This is a genomic window from Flavobacterium sp. ZT3R18, from assembly GCF_007097385.1.
GTDB lineage: Bacteria > Bacteroidota > Bacteroidia > Flavobacteriales > Flavobacteriaceae > Flavobacterium.
This window is the reverse complement of sequence record NZ_VJZS01000024.1, coordinates 17,037-33,368: the sequence shown is the minus strand read 5'-3', so window position 1 is coordinate 33,368 and position 16,332 is coordinate 17,037. Positions and strand designations below refer to the sequence as shown.

At 34.9% G+C, this 16,332-nt stretch carries 13 protein-coding genes and 1 pseudogene; 8 read left to right on the top strand and 6 right to left on the bottom strand.

What is annotated here, in order from left to right:
• Positions 1-18: 18 nt before the first annotated feature.
• The 6 genes from FNW52_RS18105 to FNW52_RS18085 all read right to left on the bottom strand — a co-directional run bounded on the left by FNW52_RS18105 (position 19) and on the right by FNW52_RS18085 (position 5,760).
• Positions 19-906: a hypothetical protein gene (locus FNW52_RS18105; RefSeq protein ID WP_143378897.1), complete on the bottom strand. Its 888-nt coding sequence runs from the start codon at positions 904-906 to the stop codon at positions 19-21.
• Positions 903-2,414 carry a hypothetical protein gene (locus FNW52_RS18100; protein ID WP_143378896.1) on the bottom strand — a complete coding sequence of 504 codons (1,512 nt, stop codon included), beginning with the start codon at positions 2,412-2,414 and terminating at the stop codon, positions 903-905. The genes FNW52_RS18105 and FNW52_RS18100 overlap by 4 nt, the downstream gene beginning before the upstream one ends.
• Before the next feature lie 2 nt (positions 2,415-2,416).
• Entirely contained in the window at positions 2,417-2,587 is a 171-nt protein-coding gene (locus tag FNW52_RS20905; protein WP_185966033.1) for a hypothetical protein, read from the bottom strand.
• 18 nt (positions 2,588-2,605) lie between these two features.
• Positions 2,606-3,580 carry a phage baseplate assembly protein V gene (locus FNW52_RS18095; protein ID WP_143378895.1) on the bottom strand — a complete coding sequence of 325 codons (975 nt, stop codon included), beginning with the start codon at positions 3,578-3,580 and terminating at the stop codon, positions 2,606-2,608.
• 286 nt (positions 3,581-3,866) lie between these two features.
• Complete coding sequence (locus FNW52_RS18090) at positions 3,867-5,264, bottom strand: contractile injection system protein, VgrG/Pvc8 family (protein ID WP_143378894.1); 1,398 nt, start codon at positions 5,262-5,264, stop codon at positions 3,867-3,869.
• 28 nt (positions 5,265-5,292) lie between these two features.
• Entirely contained in the window at positions 5,293-5,760 is a 468-nt protein-coding gene (locus FNW52_RS18085; protein ID WP_143378893.1) for a hypothetical protein, read from the bottom strand.
• 825 nt (positions 5,761-6,585) lie between these two features.
• Between FNW52_RS18085 and FNW52_RS18080 the strand changes: the two genes are divergently transcribed.
• The 8 genes and pseudogenes from FNW52_RS18080 to FNW52_RS21340 form a co-directional block, all read left to right on the top strand.
• On the top strand, positions 6,586-7,638 hold the full coding sequence (locus FNW52_RS18080; protein ID WP_143378892.1) for a pesticidal protein Cry7Aa: 1,053 nt from the start codon (positions 6,586-6,588) through the stop codon (positions 7,636-7,638).
• A complete protein-coding gene (locus tag FNW52_RS18075) occupies positions 7,628-10,117 on the top strand; it encodes a glycosyltransferase (RefSeq protein WP_143378891.1) in 2,490 nt (829 codons plus the stop codon). The genes FNW52_RS18080 and FNW52_RS18075 overlap by 11 nt, the downstream gene beginning before the upstream one ends.
• A 390-nt stretch (positions 10,118-10,507) precedes the next feature.
• Positions 10,508-11,584, top strand: coding sequence for an OmpA family protein (locus FNW52_RS21250; protein WP_143378890.1), 1,077 nt, complete (start codon positions 10,508-10,510; stop codon positions 11,582-11,584).
• Positions 11,585-11,931: 347 nt separating this feature from the next.
• Positions 11,932-12,726: an ABC transporter permease gene (locus FNW52_RS18065; protein ID WP_143378889.1), complete on the top strand. Its 795-nt coding sequence runs from the start codon at positions 11,932-11,934 to the stop codon at positions 12,724-12,726.
• A gap of 4 nt (positions 12,727-12,730) precedes the next feature.
• Positions 12,731-13,507 carry an ABC transporter ATP-binding protein gene (locus FNW52_RS18060; RefSeq protein ID WP_143378888.1) on the top strand — a complete coding sequence of 259 codons (777 nt, stop codon included), beginning with the start codon at positions 12,731-12,733 and terminating at the stop codon, positions 13,505-13,507.
• Between the two features lie 19 nt (positions 13,508-13,526).
• Positions 13,527-14,261 (top strand): MlaD family protein, encoded by a 735-nt coding sequence (locus FNW52_RS18055; protein ID WP_143378887.1) that lies wholly within the window; start codon positions 13,527-13,529, stop codon positions 14,259-14,261.
• Between the two features lie 138 nt (positions 14,262-14,399).
• Positions 14,400-14,843, top strand: a complete 444-nt coding sequence (locus FNW52_RS18050; protein ID WP_143378886.1) for a hypothetical protein — start codon at positions 14,400-14,402, stop codon at positions 14,841-14,843.
• A gap of 197 nt (positions 14,844-15,040) precedes the next feature.
• A pseudogene (locus tag FNW52_RS21340) lies at positions 15,041-16,332 on the top strand (DUF6600 domain-containing protein); the annotation flags it as partial.

The window sequence follows — 16,332 nt, the reverse complement described above, 5'->3', positions numbered from 1 at the left end:
ATTACCATAAAACGGATACTATTTTTTGTTTTGTTTTAGCTCTTCGTGAAATTCTTCTTGAAACTTTAGCCATTGGTCATAAGTGTAGTCTTTCCCTTTGTAAGTTCGATAGATTTTACTTGTAGTTCTATCTTCCTTTATTATTTTTTGCTTTGGGGCTTGATTCTCTATGTCTGCATGCCATTCACGATCACCCTCAAGTTCTATTTGATACAAAATTTCGCCTGTTTTGGCATCCAGTTTTATGACTTCCCAAGTAGATTTGCCAGTTACTTTTCTTGTGTCTACAATTACTTCCCAATATTTTCTGCAATCTTCACTTTCGCTTTCTTTCTTACTTATTTCAGTACTCCAATACCCTTCTTCATATTTTATTAATAAACCTCTATTTAGAATATATTGCAACACATCTTCAAAAGGAAAATCCCAACCCAAATCGTGATCTATCACTTTCTCTAGTTGTCCGTTTTTATTAAAACGATATTCTTTGCCTAGCAGTACTTGACCGTCAATAGTAGAGGCAATGCCTTTTCTATCAATAAAACCATTTTTGTAATATGATTTCCATAAACGGTAAGCAGAATTCGATGCGGTAAATGAATAGCCAAAACCTTCTGATGGAGTACCGTCTAAAGTAGTATATCCAGTGTGATCCGTTTTACGGTATCTGTAAGAATCATAAATAACCCCTAGATAAGGTTCTATAGTTCCTTTTTCTTTTGTTATAACCAATCCATCTTTAAAATCATCTAAATTCAGTTTTTCAAAGGAATCATTAAGCTGTGGTCTGTTCATTGTATTCGTTTTAGGTATTATAGTATCTTTTTTAGAATTGTTGTCTTGTGCCAAACAACTGTTTATGTTCAGTATGAGGAATAAATTGATTATAATATAAGTTGTTTTCATGGTGCTGGAGTATAATTAGGTGGTTCTGCGCTAGCATTATTATTAGCCACTATACATTGCCAATAATAAAGAAAATATTTATTTGTTCCATAATCCATGATATTATTTGTAGACATGTATTTTAACGAATGCTTAGCTTGTGGCACGGTATTGCTACTTGTTCCTTCCTCCATATGATTCTTGCTTTCCCACGTATGTGGTAGTTTTAGGGAGTGCAGTACTTCGTGTGACAAAGTTGGTAACTCTGCATCTTTGGTCATTACTATATTTTTGGGGTTTGCCCCATCGGTATAACCTGTTAAAATTCCGACACTAGGAAATGCCAGATTATTCTTATCAATAGTAAAACATCCTTGTGCCACATAAAACACCCTCATATAGTTGTTGTATCTATTGCCTTTTGCAAGTACAAGTTTCTCAAATAAATAATCAGACAGGCTTTTCCATCCAGTTGGAATGGTAGTGGCTCTATGGTCATAATAGCATTTTAGTTTTCCTGCATCAACATACCTATGATTTAGATCGTCACGCCCTGCACGAATGGTTGAAATATCCAATTCTTCAATTATAAATATTGGATCGATCAGAGCTTGTCGCAATGTTTTCCTAATCATTGCTTTTTGCTTGTCAATAGTTATTGTTCCCGCTTTAAATCCTTCTTCTGCTGTTCCATCAACATTGACATCTGTTTTCACATTTACCAAGACAATATTTTTTACTTTTCGTTTGGTTTTGTCGTTTGGTAATACTTTGAGCGTTCCTGCTAGTTTTCTAACTTTTTGGGAGCTAGCAGGGTCTGGGTTACTCATAACGGTATAAGCTGTTATCTCTTTGTAGCCAGTTGCAAATGTCTTTTTGCATTCTACTTGTATCTCTAGCGTATTAAAGGTTCCTGTGGTAAGGGTTTTTGTTATTTGCAATTGTTTCATTCTCTCCTGTGGTTGTACAGGTGGTGTTGTAGGAGCAGCTGGAGTGCTAATAAGTGTTGGCGTGGCTGGTGGTGTTCCTGTGTATAGCGTAATTTCAAAAAATTCATTTTCAAATTCCAATATTAATTCTTCGGGTGCTACGGTAACCTCTATTTGCAATTGTAATATGGCGACCGCTTTTGTCGTTTCGTTTTCATGTTTATAGATACACAGTTTGGGTTCAAAATAATCTATGTTGTGTCCAGCAGGGTCTAATCTGTTTAGGGAGGTAAAAATTCTATATTCCCCTTTCAGCCTTCCATACAAATCTTTTACACCATCGTTGTTGGTGTCTGTGCTGTCCTCTACAAATGTATTAGCAGCCTGATTGTTGTCGTAATACCCTAATATGGTCTGATAATCTACATCGCCATCGAGAGAAGTTTGCCCAAGATTGGTTCCGCTACCAGTTCGCATCCAATCAAACATAAATTCTCCTTTCCACCTTGGGTTGGGTCTAAACATTACCGTTGCCTGTGCATCAATTTGCCCAGCAGGAGGTACTACAAAACTAGGAGAACCAAATATTATATTACTCATAATTAAGATTTATTACCTTTTATAACTACTTTTTTGTTAGAAATCAAATTCAAATCATCGTGGGTTGCAACAATTGTTACTTTTTCGGCTGTTTCTTCAATTGATTTAGCCATACAAATGTGTTTGTCTTTTATTGTTACAGTCAGATTTTTTGCTGTTTTATTAATTGCCATAAAATTATTTTTAATAGATTAAAACATATTTGATTTTTCAGCACTATTTATATTTACTGTTTTATTAGTACTTTCTAGATGCATGTTTTCTTTAGTACTAAAAACTGTCACTTTTTCAGCATGTTGAGTAGATTCTATTGAATCTCGAATGTGTTTTTTTTCTATAATTTCGGTTTTATTATTGGCGCTTTCTGTTAGATTACCAGTAGCACTCTGGTTAATATCATGCCCCGCGGTTTGTATGATGTCTTTATCTGCCGAGTTTGAGATATTCTCTCCCGCAGTAGCTGTAATACTTTCTGAGGCTTCAAAAATGATATTTTTGGCTTTTATGGTTATCGTTCCAGAAGAGGTTAAGTTTATATTTTTATTCTCTGTATCCATGTGTAGTTCATTTCCGCTTGGGTCAGAAAGCCAAATACCTGTTTTTTCTATAAACTTAAACAATTGACCAAATTTAAGTTTCCATCCTTTTATCATGTTTTTTGGATCAAAAAACTCAGGCTTCTCCTTTCCGTTATAATGTGTTGCTGCTACATAGGGACAATCTGCGTTGCCTCCCTCAAAATGTACCATTACTTCGTCTCCTATTTCGGGTCTAAAATAAAACCCACGTCCAGCACCTCCGTAGGGTTGTACCATACGCATCCATTCGCTAGATGTGCTACCACTTACCCAAAAGAAATTCACTTTTACACGTCCCATACCTTCGGGGTCGTTGTTGTCTCTTATCGTTGCGGGTTGGCTTTCGGCTTTTGCGAAAGCTTCTACATCAGTATAATGTGGGGCGCATACATCAGCAGGAATGGCTGTGAACTCACAGGTATAATTCCCGTGTACCTCTGAGTGATGTATAACTTCTATGGCAATGAGTTGGTGTTCTACGGTTTGGTTTTGTATGGTAAAAACTTGTCCCACACCAATGGGTATATAGGATACACCACTGTAAAATACGCTATTGGCATCTCTTCCTGCGGTTTGCAGTTTTACCATTTCGGCAATTTCAGAGCTGTCTTTGGCTTGGTTGGTGTAGGCTCCTACGGTTACATCAGGTTGTGAAACAGGGGCTTGTCGGTTTCTAATTACTGCCGAAAAACTATCAGCACTCCCTGTATCTGTTTTAGTTTGTGAGTTTCTAATACCGTTCCCTTGCTACAAGAGGTTTGGGACTAAATTAAGCCCATTTTTCGGATTTGCCTAAACATCTCAAATACAAACCAATTTTCCCATTAAGCCAATTGCCCAAATCTCTTGTGAGCAAGTGTTGGCAGACGTATTTCTATGAAATCCAAGTTTTCTCCATTTTAATTATTTTCCATTTACTCTTTACTTTTTTGATAAAAACTGTACGTCCATATCCACATTCTCTGCCACAAGTAAATCCAACTTCAAGAATTCCATTCTCTTTTTTAAAGTCAAATTTTATTCCCGAAACTCTTAATATTCCTGAAAAATTAAATTTATATTTTTTCTCAAAAATATTTTCTCTATCAAATTCGTTTATGTTTTTTAGTTTGAATTTACCATTCAATCTTATGTTTTTGTAATTTAGAACATATTCTTTTGTTTTATCAACTATCAATTTTTTCAAAGTATCTTTTGGAAAATCTTTAGTCACAATTAGTTCATATTCTTTTTCGTAGGGAGAAATTTTTGGTTCAAAAGCTATAATAACTTTTGAGGTGTCTTTTTCTATTTCTGCAACATCTTTTTTCCAATTTTTTAATCTTTGAATTTCTTCCGCTGTTGCTTTTGTTGAATCAATTTTCACATATCGACCTTCTTTGTCAAAAAGCATTTTCCCATATGGTGGTGGAGCATTTGAAAATATTCTAATATCTACACAAGTTGAGTCTATTATGCTTGGCAAAATTTCCGTCAAAACTTGTTTATTAAATTCGACATCATAATCGTTCTTTTTACAATTTGCAAAAAGAATGATTATGAAGATGAATGTTGATTTTAGTATTTTCGTCATAATATGTATGCCAACTGTTGCATTAGCATAATCATAGCCTCCAAAAGAGGTTTTATGTGATGCCAAATTGGTCTCAATTCCAAATTGATGTAAAGAAGATCCATTGATTAAATTCACTTTACTGGTTTTGCTATTCCCAAACTGTATGCGCATACCATCAAAATAAAACCATTGCCCATAACGTGCCGAGAGGCGTTTTAGGAATTCAAAACTCGTTTCGTTGTATTGTGGTTTGTAATCAAATATGTCCGAATGCGTGGGTTCGATAGCCTCTCTTTGGTAAAATTCACCTGCGGTTTCTTCGGCAAAAATTTTAAGCGCTATTTCTTTTAGGTTGCGGTCTAAGAAGGTTCTTGATTTTTTCATGTCATCTAATAAAATCGTGTGACTTATACCCTTAACATGTAAACCTACTGGACTACCGTTTACATCAACAGATTTTAATCCTTGAATAATCCCTTTAGACATTAATTTAACGCCAGAAAGACCCTTAAAGGTGAAAATTACTTCTTTGCCTTTATATTTACGAAGGGCTTCTGCTTGGTCTTCTGGTTTGATTACGGGAGTACCCGTATATTGCCAGACAAAGGAAAAATGATGATGATCCATCATCTTTTGTGTTAGTTTTAAATCATAATAAACAACGTTATGCGTAAAATCATCTATTGTTATGTGTACTTGCTCTGCAAAATTTGACATCTTTTAAATTTGTTTTTTTTGGGGTTAGTTAATTGTTTGATATATACGCATCTATTTTATTGTGTATTTTAGACTTAAATCGGTTGTAGTCTCCAACATATTGGTCTCCTTCATAAGAGAAAAGCAGGTAATTTAATCTCTTTTCTATTCCGTAATTTTCATCTACGAATTTTTCGAAATAGTCCCTTGCCATAGACACAACAACTTCTTGGGTAACAAAAGTGTATTTTTGCCCGTCACTTCGGGTGTATTCACTACCAATAGCAGGGTAATAGCGCTGATCATTAAATATGAAAGATTTAGGAACGGTTAACCAAATGTTTCCGTCTTTGTCTGTGAAAGTAATATATACTGAATCATTCGAAACAGTAAATAAAGTACCATTTTCGGTGTCAATAATAGATTTCTGTTTACCGTCTTTATTCTTGCCAAAAACTGATATAGAGGAATTGTATTTTTGTGTTAGTAATTCTATAACTTTTTCCAATTGTTGCATAATAATCGCTTTTGCACTTTTTAATTAGTTTGATATTGTCTCTGTAAAACTTATTTTTTGTGTAACTCTTAACGAAGTAAGATATGTATTATTTTATATATTGAGTGAAAAAGCTACAAAAAAAAATACAAAATAAGATTGAATCACAAAATTGATTCAATTAATCGACATGTGCAATACCCATTTTTAGTGATATTTAAGTTTTTACTGATTTTTTTTAAAATTAGATTAAACCAATTAATACAACTCGTAATGTTTGCTGTAGGTATTTTTTTTACAGGACAAGAGATGGTAAACTAATAGTTCTTATGCTAAAAAACTTTTGCAAAAGCTTTACATAAATAACAAAAAATCATTCCAATTAGTTGATAAGTAAATGTTTCAAAATAAACCTTTACTAAGCGTATTAAACAAGAATCAAGAAATTTGAAACAAGTACAAAATTTGAAAACTTAATAATTTACCCCCTTTAAATCTGTAAATAATATAACTTATCGAAAAAATTTTGTAACCCCGCTCAGTATTATAAATCGACCTTTATACTTCAAGTAAAGCAAGAGATATCTTTAAATAAAACACAGTATAGAAAAATTTGGTTTGGGTGAAGGGGGCTGTTGGAAACAACAGCCCTTTTCTATAAAAAACTAGTATTAACATCTCTTTACTATTTTAAAAATAATTAAACAAAAATCCATAACTATCTAAAAATCTGTAAATAATATAACTTATTTAAAAAATTTCATAACAATTTTTAGGCAGTATAAATTGACCTTTATAATTCTTGTAATTCTAAGTTTTACAAAAAAAATGACAAAATAGGAAATCATGATAGCAGTAAAAAAAGAAGGTGTACTTATTCAAAAAACGGAACTTATTTTTGAGAATGAAGGCGTTTTAAATCCTGCTGTGATAAAAGAAGGTGATTGTGTTCATCTCTTTTATAGAGCAGTCAGCAAAGGCAATTATTCCAGTATAGGATATTGTAAACTGAAAGGCCCTCTTACCGTTGAACACCGTGACCAAGCTCCTGTTATTGTTTCCGAATTTGATTATGAGTCCCACGGAGTTGAAGATCCTAGAATTGTAAAAATTGAAGGTATCTATTACCTCACTTATACTGCGTTTGATGGTGTAAACGCTTTGGGAGCTTTGGCTACATCCTCAGATTTGATGCACTGGGACAAGAAAGGAATAATTGTCCCGCAGGTTACGTATAATGAGTTTAATGCGCTTACGGCAAACAATATAAGAATCAACAATAAATACTTTCGTTACAACAATCATCAAGGCGTAATTCAGAAACAAGAACCTAAAAAAAAAGTGCTGCTGTGGGATAAAAACATCATTTTGTTTCCAAGAAAAATTGATGGCAAATTCATTTTTCTGCATCGCATAAAACCAGATATACAAATTGTTGTTGCTGTAAGAAAACTAGAAGAACTCAACTCCAAATTTTGGGTAAACTACTTTGCTAATTTTGACAAATGCATTGTAATGAAACCCAAATACGAACATGAAGCCAGTTATATTGGTGGAGGCTGTCCTCCTATCGAAACCCAGTTGGGCTGGCTTATCATTTACCATGGAGTACAAGATACGATCAAGGGATATGTTTATTCTGCTTGTGCCGCTTTACTTGATTTAAAAAATCCAATGAAGGAAATTGCACGATTGCCCTATCCCCTTTTTAAACCCGAATTAATATGGGAACTAAAAGGCGAAGTCAATAATGTGTGCTTTCCCACTGGAACCGCTTTATTTGAAGATACCCTTTACATCTATTATGGAGCTGCCGATGAACGCATAGGAACTGCCTCTGTGAGTATATCTGAATTAATGAAAGAACTAATGCTTAATACTGTTAAAAATGAAAAATAGAACCACCATACAAAATCCAAACATCCATTTGGTAAGGCTATTGAATGCTGAATTCAACATTCCTACTACGAATCATTTGATTCCTGAGACAGCCGTAAAACTTCCTGAAATCTTGTTCATTACCACTTTTCCTCCTAGAGAATGCGGTATTGCAACCTATTCACAAGACTTGATTAAATCACTAGACAATAAATTCAAGAATTCGTTCAAAATAAAAATTTGTGCTTTAGAATCGAATACTGAAAAACATCGTTATGCTGAGCCCATAAAATACATACTCAACACCGATCAACCCGATGCTTTCTCTAATTTATCCGAAAAAATCAATGCTAACGATTCGATTCAAATGGTGTTACTTCAACATGAATTCGGACTATTTAGAAAAAATGAAGCCGATCTTATTCAATTTTTAGACGTACTAAAAAAACCTGTAATTGTTGTGTTCCACACAGTATTGCCCAATCCCAATGATTTGCTTAAAGCAAATGTACAAGCGATTGGACAACTGACTCAATCGATTATTGTGATGACACATTCGGCAGCCAAAATCTTGAAAAATGATTACGGTATTGCTCCAGAAAAAATAGCGGTAATTGCCCATGGAACCCACTTGGTACCACACTCAGACAAAGAACTTTTGAAAAAAGAATACAACTTGTCCGGAAAAAAAGTGCTTTCTACTTTCGGATTACTTAGTTCTGGAAAAAGTATAGAAACAACGCTAGATGCCATGCCGAGCATCATCAAAGAAAATAAAGATATTTTGTTTCTAATAATAGGTAAAACACATCCAACTGTAGTAAAAGAAGAAGGAGAAAAATACAGAATGATGCTGGAAGAAAAAATTCAAACCTTACAATTACAAAATCATGTCCTATTTATCAACTCCTTTTTACCACTAACCCAGCTTTTGGACTTTTTGCAACTGACAGACATTTATTTGTTTACTTCAAAAGACCCCAATCAAGCTGTAAGTGGCACTTTTTCCTATGCCATAAGTTGCGGTTGCCCTATTATCTCCACTCCTATTCCGCATGCCTGCGAAGTTTTGAGTGAAGGTGCGGGAATCATAGTCGATTTTGGAAACTCGCAACAATTAGCCGAAGAAGTCAATGATTTGTTACTTGATAACCAATTAAGAAAAAACATAAGCGCAAACGGTTTGCATAAAATTGCACCGACTGCCTGGGAAAACTCGGCAATTGCCCATGCGCTATTATTTGAAACCGCCATGAAGAAATTTTTTTCCTCTAAAAATAAAAAGGCTCCCGATAATTATCGGGATGACAACCAAAATTCAAATACTTTTCTGGAAGAAAAAACAGTAAATGAAAATTTGAATTTGCACTATAAAATTCCAGAGATAAATTTAGACCACATCCAAAAACTAACCACCGATTTTGGAATGATTCAGTTTTCTATTATCAACCAGCCCGACCCAGAATCAGGATACACCCTAGACGACAATGCTCGTGCCATGGTGGCTATGTGTGAACATTTTGAGTTATTCAAAGACAAAACCGATTTAGATTACATTAAAATCTACTTGAATTTTATAACAATTTGTTTGCAAGACAATGGCACTTTTCTAAATTATGTTGATGAGGATGGTGATTTTACCGATCAAAATAACGAAACCAATTTGGAGGATTCCAATGGAAGAGCTATTTGGGCTTTGGGCTATTTAATTTCATTAAGTTCCATTTTGCCTACCGCAATTGTTGAAAAAGCGAAACTGACTTTGGAACGCGCTTCATTAAATGTCCACAAAATTCATTCGACACGAGCAATGGCTTTTGTCATAAAAGGACTTTATTATGCTAATACAAAAGAGATATCGGTACAAAATACTGCCACAGTAAAAGAACTGGCTGATAGAATGGTTCAAATGTACAAGCACGAATCAAATGAAAATTGGAGCTGGTTCGAAAGTTACTTAACCTATGGCAACAGTATTTTACCCGAAGCAATGCTTTGTGCTTTTTTGAGTACAGGAGATACGGCCTATAAAACAGTTGCCAAAACTTCCTTTGACTTTCTTTTGAGTAAAATTTTTAGCGATAATAGCATTAAAGTAGTATCCAATAAAGGTTGGTTACTCGAAGAAAATGGTATTAAAAACCAAGAAATAGGTGGCGAACAACCCATTGACGTTGCTTATACTATTTTGGCGTTAAGCAAATTTTCGATAGCCTTCAAAGACGAGGAATACATTCGAAAAATGAAAATAGCTTTCAACTGGTTTTTAGGAAACAACCATCTGCACCAAATTATTTACAATCCTTGTACAGGAGGATGTTATGACGGTTTAGAAGACACCTATATCAATTTAAATCAAGGAGCAGAATCTACGATTAGCTACCTATTGGCTCGATTAACTATTGAAAAAAACACTAGAAAACCTTTCAAACTACATACTCCCAATGAAGTTCAAGAAGAGTTTTATTTGAAATTGAATCGTGAAAAAATATTGGCTTAATACTGATTATAAATTCATCCGAATCAAGGGGGTTGAAATAAAACACTGATGTTCTTTAGATTAGACCTAACAGGTTTTGAAAATCTGCTAGGTCTGCGTTGAAAACCAAAAAGTTACAGATTAAACCCTTTATTCGCATTATTCAATATAGTCCAACAATCCCGATATCGACCACAAATTAATTACAAATTTTCCTTTTATAATTTGCTTAAAATTCATGGCTAACTTTTTTAACAATTTGTGGAAACCCACTCCATTCGTAGCAGAGGCTTAAATTTTAATATTTAATCTATAAAGCTGTGAATCATATAACTAATAATAAAAGTTTTGTAACACTTAAACTATTTTTGTTAATGACCTTTGACTTAAACAATTAAACAAAAACACAAAATGAAAAAATTACTATTTATATGTACGTGCTTAGCATTTACATATATCACCGCAGCAGAAAACTCAGACCTAAAATGGAATATTGGGATGTCTGGTGGTGCAACACAGTATAATGGAGATTTAGTGATAAATGATGTTTCTGGAGGAAGCAAAGATGCATTTTTGATGTACACTGAAGAGTTGCTTTTTAACTTAGATGATAAAAAAGATTCGGATAATGATGGCGTTTCGGATAGAAATGATAAATGTCCTAACACTCCTGCTGGTGTGGCGGTAGACAAAAGTGGTTGTCCTCTTGATAAAGATAAAGATGGTATTGCCGATTATCAAGACGAATGTCCAGATATGGTAGGATTATCAACCTTGAATGGTTGTCCTGATAAAGATAGTGACGGTGTAGCCGATAATAAAGACCGTTGTCCTGTGCTTGCTGGACCAGTAGCACTAAAGGGGTGTCCCGATGCAGATAATGATGGTGTTGCCGACTTAGATGACACCTGTCCAAATACAATCGTAGGTAACATAGTAAATGCTTCCGGGTGTCCTATGGATAATGACAAAGATGGTGTAGCAAACAATGAGGATCTTTGTCCTGATACAGCTGGACCAGTAGCCTTAAAAGGTTGCCCTGACACTGATGGCGATGGTGTTACCGATAATAATGACCGTTGTCCTACCGAAAAAGGAAATATTATTGAAAAGGGTTGTCCTAAAATTGCCCCAATAGATGTCAAAAAAATAGCCGATATCGCAGGTAAACTTTTCTTTGAAAATGATAGTGCAGAGTTAAAAATATCTTCTTTTATTCAGCTTGATTATTTGGTGGTCCTATTAAACCGTTATAATGCGACCAATTTACAAATAGAAGGACATACAGATAGCAATGCTGGAGATAAATACAACATAAACTTATCGCAAGAACGTGCAGAATCTGTAAAAACCTATTTAATAAGCAAAGGAATTCCCGATACTAGATTGATCGCTTTAGGATTTGGAGATGGTAAACCAATTGCCGATAACAAAACATCTTCTGGCCGTGCCAAAAATAGAAGGGTTGAATTGAAAACATCCTACTAACGTTTTTAAAATTGTTTTGAATGTTTTTTTGGAAAGAGAGGTTGTTGTAAAACAGCCTCTTTTTTTTGCTAAAAACGGAACCCTATTATTTTCTGATGTTGTGCAAACAGTTCTAAAAACTATTTGAAACTAAATTTTAAAACTCTTAAACCTCTAAACTTTTAAACTTCTAAGTCATAACTATCTAAAAATATGTAAATAACACAAATTAAAAATAAAATTAAGTAACACATCTCAATACTAAACTATAGACCTTTGTTTATTAAAATTCAACTTAGATACCTAACAAAGGCTCATTTCAGATCAGGTATGTCCTTAAATAATTGTACAACTCCATCTTTAAAATCATGAATAGTTCTGTTAGCACCATAAAAAACTCAGCTGTAAAATCCTATCTCAAAACTATTTTTGAAGATATTGGTAAGGCTACTCTATTTACAACTCGCTTTTTTAAAGAAGTCGTAAAACCACCCTTTGAGTTCAAAGAATTTCTTTGGCAATGTTACGCCATTGGATACAAATCCTTACCCTTAGTGAGCATTACTGGTTTTATAATGGGATTGGTTCTTACGATACAATCCCGACCAACGATGGCCAAGTTTGGTGCCGAGTCCTGGTTACCCAGTATGGTTGGACTTTCATTAATACGAGAAATTGTACCTGTAATCACAGCCTTAATTTGTGCCGGAAAAATAGCTTCTGGAATAGGAGCCGAATTGGGTTCGATGAAAGTAACAGAACAAATTGACGCCATGGAAGTTTCGGCTATAAACCCCTATAAATACCTGATTGTCACTAGAGTTATGGCAACCACAATTATGATACCGATTTTAGTCATTTATGCCGATTTTATTGGAGTTTTTGGTGGTTTCATAGGATACAACATCCATGAAAACATGGGTTTCTACCGTTATTTTACCAATGTATTAGAGCACCTGGAGTTTCTGGACATACTGCCGGCCGTACTGAAAACTTTTTTCTTTGGGTTTGCTATTGGTATAGTGGGCAGTTACAAAGGATTTAATGCCGAGAATGGAACCGAAAGTGTTGGTATAGCAGCAAACACAGCAGTGGTTACCGCCTCCTTAGCCATCTTTATCATAGACATGATCGCCGTACAAATAACCGACTTATTTTATTAAAATCATGATACAGACCAAACCATTGAAGGATAAAAAAACAACAGCTCACTCAACAGAAACCATTGTAGAACTAAAAAATTTATACAAATCTTTTGGAGATAATGCAGTTCTAAAAGGCGTTAACCTTTTGGTAAATAAAGGAGAAGACTTGGTTATTTTAGGACGATCGGGTTCTGGAAAATCAATCACCATAAAATGCTTAGTGGGTTTAATTCGTGCCGATGAAGGCGAGATCAATATTTTTGGTGAGGATATCACAAAAATGAACAATACAGCCCTAAATGAAATTAGAGTTCGAATCGGTTTTCTTTTCCAAAATGGGGCTTTGTACGATTCAATGACAGTTAGGCAAAATTTGGAATTTACCCTAAAACATCATTCCCCTTATTTGTCCTCCATTGAAGTTGATGAAGCCATTCTAGAAGCTTTAGAAAGTGTGGGATTGGAAGAAGCCATTGATAAAATGCCCTCGGAATTGTCCGGTGGAATGCGAAAAAGAATTGGCCTTGCCAGAACGATTATCATTAAACCCGAAATCATTTTATACGATGAACCTACCTCAGGATTGGATGCTATCACGGCTAGAGAAATTAGCGAATTGATATTGTATGTTCAAAAAAAATACAAAACAACTTCCATCATTATTACTCATGATATGGCATGTGCCAAACTAACGGGTAACCGAATTATGATTTTGAAAGATGGCGTAATGTGTGCTGAAGGTACCTATGCAGCATTAGAAAAAAGCAAGGACAAATGGGTTCGTTCTTTTTTTATTTAACCAATAAAATACTCAAATTATGTATAAAGAATCAGGGTTTACATGGAAATTAGGACTGTTTGTAACAATTGGATTGATTCTCTTTATTGGAACCATATACTTTGTTGGAAAACAGAAAAATTTATTTGGTTCTACTTTTACCTTAAAATCACAATTCAAAACAGTAACAGGATTAAAAGTGGGAAATAATGTCCGGTTTTCTGGAATAAATGTGGGAACAGTTAGTGAGATAGCACTCCTCACCGATTCGGCTGTCGTAGTCAAATTAGTGATTAAAGAGGACGTTCGACGCTTTATAAAAACAGATGCCAAAGCAAGCATTGGTTCCGATGGGTTGATGGGAGACAAAGTACTGACCATCTCGCCTGGGACTAAATCAAAAAGCGGTGTAAAAGACAATGCCACAATTTCTTCCATCAAAGCAATAGAAATAGAAGACATTATGAAAGGGGTAAAAACCACAGTCGACAATGCAGCAGTAATTACAGATCAATTAGCTGAATTTAGTTATAAAATAAACAACGGAAAAGGGACTTTGTCTAAACTACTGATGGATGAAAAAATGGGACAAAAGCTCAATGCAACTTTATCTAATCTGGAGACTGGAACCAAGGGATTTAGTGAGAATATGGATGCTGCCAAACACAACTTTTTGTTGAAAGGCTATTTTAATAAAAAAGAAAAAGCAGCAGCCAAAAAACAAGAAGAGATTCAAAAACAAAAGGAATTGAAATCCAAAAACAATAACCCGTGAATTATGAAATCTTTATAATGAATAGTGTAACACAATAAACGAATTTGAATTAGAACTTTGTGTATCAAATAGAAAGAAGAATATATTTCTTTTTATCTGTACTATAATGTTGAATAAAAACATTTAAAAATAAAAAAAATGAAAACATTAAAACTAATTGCCCTAACAATATTCCTTTTTGCTTCAACAGCAAATCACGCACAAGTTTCTGTAAGTGTAAACTTTGGAACACCTCCATTATGGGGTCCAGTCGGTTATTCCCAAGTTCAATACTATTATTTACCGGATGTACAGGCGTATTATGATATACGAACTACACAATTTATCTATTTTGGTGATGGAAGATGGATTAGATCAAGCTACTTACCAAGACAGTATCGAAATTATGATTTATATAGTGGTTACAAAGTAGTTCTGAACGATTATCATGGTACAACGCCATATAACAATTATAAAAGCCATAAAGCAAAATATTACAAAGGGTATAATAAAGGGTATCAAGAAACCTATAGAACAGCTAATCAAAAGAAACAGGGTCACGGCAATCATGACAATGGAAAACATGGAAATGGAAAACATTAATTCCTATTAGATCTAAACATAAAAGAGAGTCCCTTTTTCGGTACTTTCTTTTTTCATTTTAAATCGACTTTTTTGTTAAAAAAATGTGAATAATACAGCTATATCCTAAATTGCGTAACACATATTTCAGTAAAGACACTTAACTTTGTACTATGCTATTTCAGTTATGATTTTAAATAAAAATAAATAACAATATTATGAAAGCAATAAATAAAATAGTTATCCTGTTCCTTCTTCTCAATTTAGGGACATTGATAGCGCCGCAAAAAGCACTTGCACAGGTATCGGTATCTATTAACTTCCAGATTTTTTATGACAATTTAAGTCCCTACGGTAATTGGGTAAATGACTCAAGCTATGGGTACGTTTGGATTCCCGATGTATCTCCTGGGTTTACTCCTTATGGCACTAATGGCTATTGGGTATTTACCAATGCAGGTTGGACCTGGGTTTCTAATTATTCATGGGGATGGGCACCTTTTCACTATGGTCGCTGGTATAATGACTCCTATTACGGATGGGTATGGGTTCCGGATAACGAATGGGGTCCGGGATGGGTTACCTGGAGGAGATCCGAAGGGTACTACGGATGGGCAGCAATTGGCCCGGGCATTAGCATTAGTATAGCTTATAGTAGTGGTTATAGTTTACCCTACAATCAGTGGACATTTGTAAGAGACCGCGATTTTGGAAGAACCAACATAAACAATTATTATATCAATTCATCAAGCAACACCACAATCATTAACAATTCAACAGTAATAAACAATATTCAGCGCGACAATTCAAGTTCAGTAAAATATAATGCAGGGCCAGATCGAACCGAGGTACAAAGACAAACCGGTACTCCAATCGCCCCAGTTGTTCTTACAGAAAGAAATAAACCAGGTCAGAATCTGAGTAATGGTGAACTTCAGCTATACAGACCACGGGTAGAAAAAAGCAACGATGCGGGACGAAAACCTGCCCCATCCAGAGTCGTGGATTTGAAAGATGTGAAACCCGCAACACAAAGAAATCCCGAAAATCAGCCTGCTAAACAACAGCAACGTGATGATAGGCAAACTAAGCAGCAACCAGTACAGCAGCAAGGTAATAACCCACCAGCTCAACAGCAACGTGATACTCAACCTGCTAAACAGCAGCCAACACAACAGCAACGTGATGATAAGCAAACTAAGCAACAACCTGTACAGCAGCAAGGTAATAACCCACCAGATCAACAGCAACGGGATGCTCAACCTCCTAAACAGCAGCCTACACAACAGCAACGTGATGATAAGCAAACTAAGCAACAACCAGTACAGCAGCAAGGTAATAACCCACCAGCTCAACAGCAACGTGATGCTCAACCTCCTAAACAGCAGCCTACACAACAGCAACGTGATGATAAGCAAACTAAGCAACAACCTGTACAGCAGCAAGGTAATAACCCACCAGCTCAACAGCAACGTGATGCTCAACCTCCTAAACAGCAGCCTACACAACA

What these genes read in the sequence shown, in the direction of transcription:
- FNW52_RS18105 (WP_143378897.1), bottom strand. Translation starts at nt 906, where the DNA reads ATGAAAACAACTTATATTATAATCAATTTATTCCTCATACTGAACATA.
- FNW52_RS18060 (WP_143378888.1), top strand. Translation starts at nt 12,731, where the DNA reads ATGATACAGACCAAACCATTGAAGGATAAAAAAACAACAGCTCACTCA.
- FNW52_RS18095 (WP_143378895.1), bottom strand. Translation starts at nt 3,580, where the DNA reads ATGGTAAAACTGCAAACCGCAGGAAGAGATGCCAATAGCGTATTTTAC.
- FNW52_RS18090 (WP_143378894.1), bottom strand. Translation starts at nt 5,264, where the DNA reads ATGTCAAATTTTGCAGAGCAAGTACACATAACAATAGATGATTTTACG.
- FNW52_RS18075 (WP_143378891.1), top strand. Translation starts at nt 7,628, where the DNA reads ATGAAAAATAGAACCACCATACAAAATCCAAACATCCATTTGGTAAGG.
- FNW52_RS18100 (WP_143378896.1), bottom strand. Translation starts at nt 2,414, where the DNA reads ATGAGTAATATAATATTTGGTTCTCCTAGTTTTGTAGTACCTCCTGCT.
- FNW52_RS18050 (WP_143378886.1), top strand. Translation starts at nt 14,400, where the DNA reads ATGAAAACATTAAAACTAATTGCCCTAACAATATTCCTTTTTGCTTCA.
- FNW52_RS18080 (WP_143378892.1), top strand. Translation starts at nt 6,586, where the DNA reads ATGATAGCAGTAAAAAAAGAAGGTGTACTTATTCAAAAAACGGAACTT.
- FNW52_RS18065 (WP_143378889.1), top strand. Translation starts at nt 11,932, where the DNA reads ATGAATAGTTCTGTTAGCACCATAAAAAACTCAGCTGTAAAATCCTAT.
- FNW52_RS20905 (WP_185966033.1), bottom strand. Translation starts at nt 2,587, where the DNA reads ATGGCAATTAATAAAACAGCAAAAAATCTGACTGTAACAATAAAAGAC.
- FNW52_RS18085 (WP_143378893.1), bottom strand. Translation starts at nt 5,760, where the DNA reads ATGCAACAATTGGAAAAAGTTATAGAATTACTAACACAAAAATACAAT.
- FNW52_RS18055 (WP_143378887.1), top strand. Translation starts at nt 13,527, where the DNA reads ATGTATAAAGAATCAGGGTTTACATGGAAATTAGGACTGTTTGTAACA.
- FNW52_RS21250 (WP_143378890.1), top strand. Translation starts at nt 10,508, where the DNA reads ATGAAAAAATTACTATTTATATGTACGTGCTTAGCATTTACATATATC.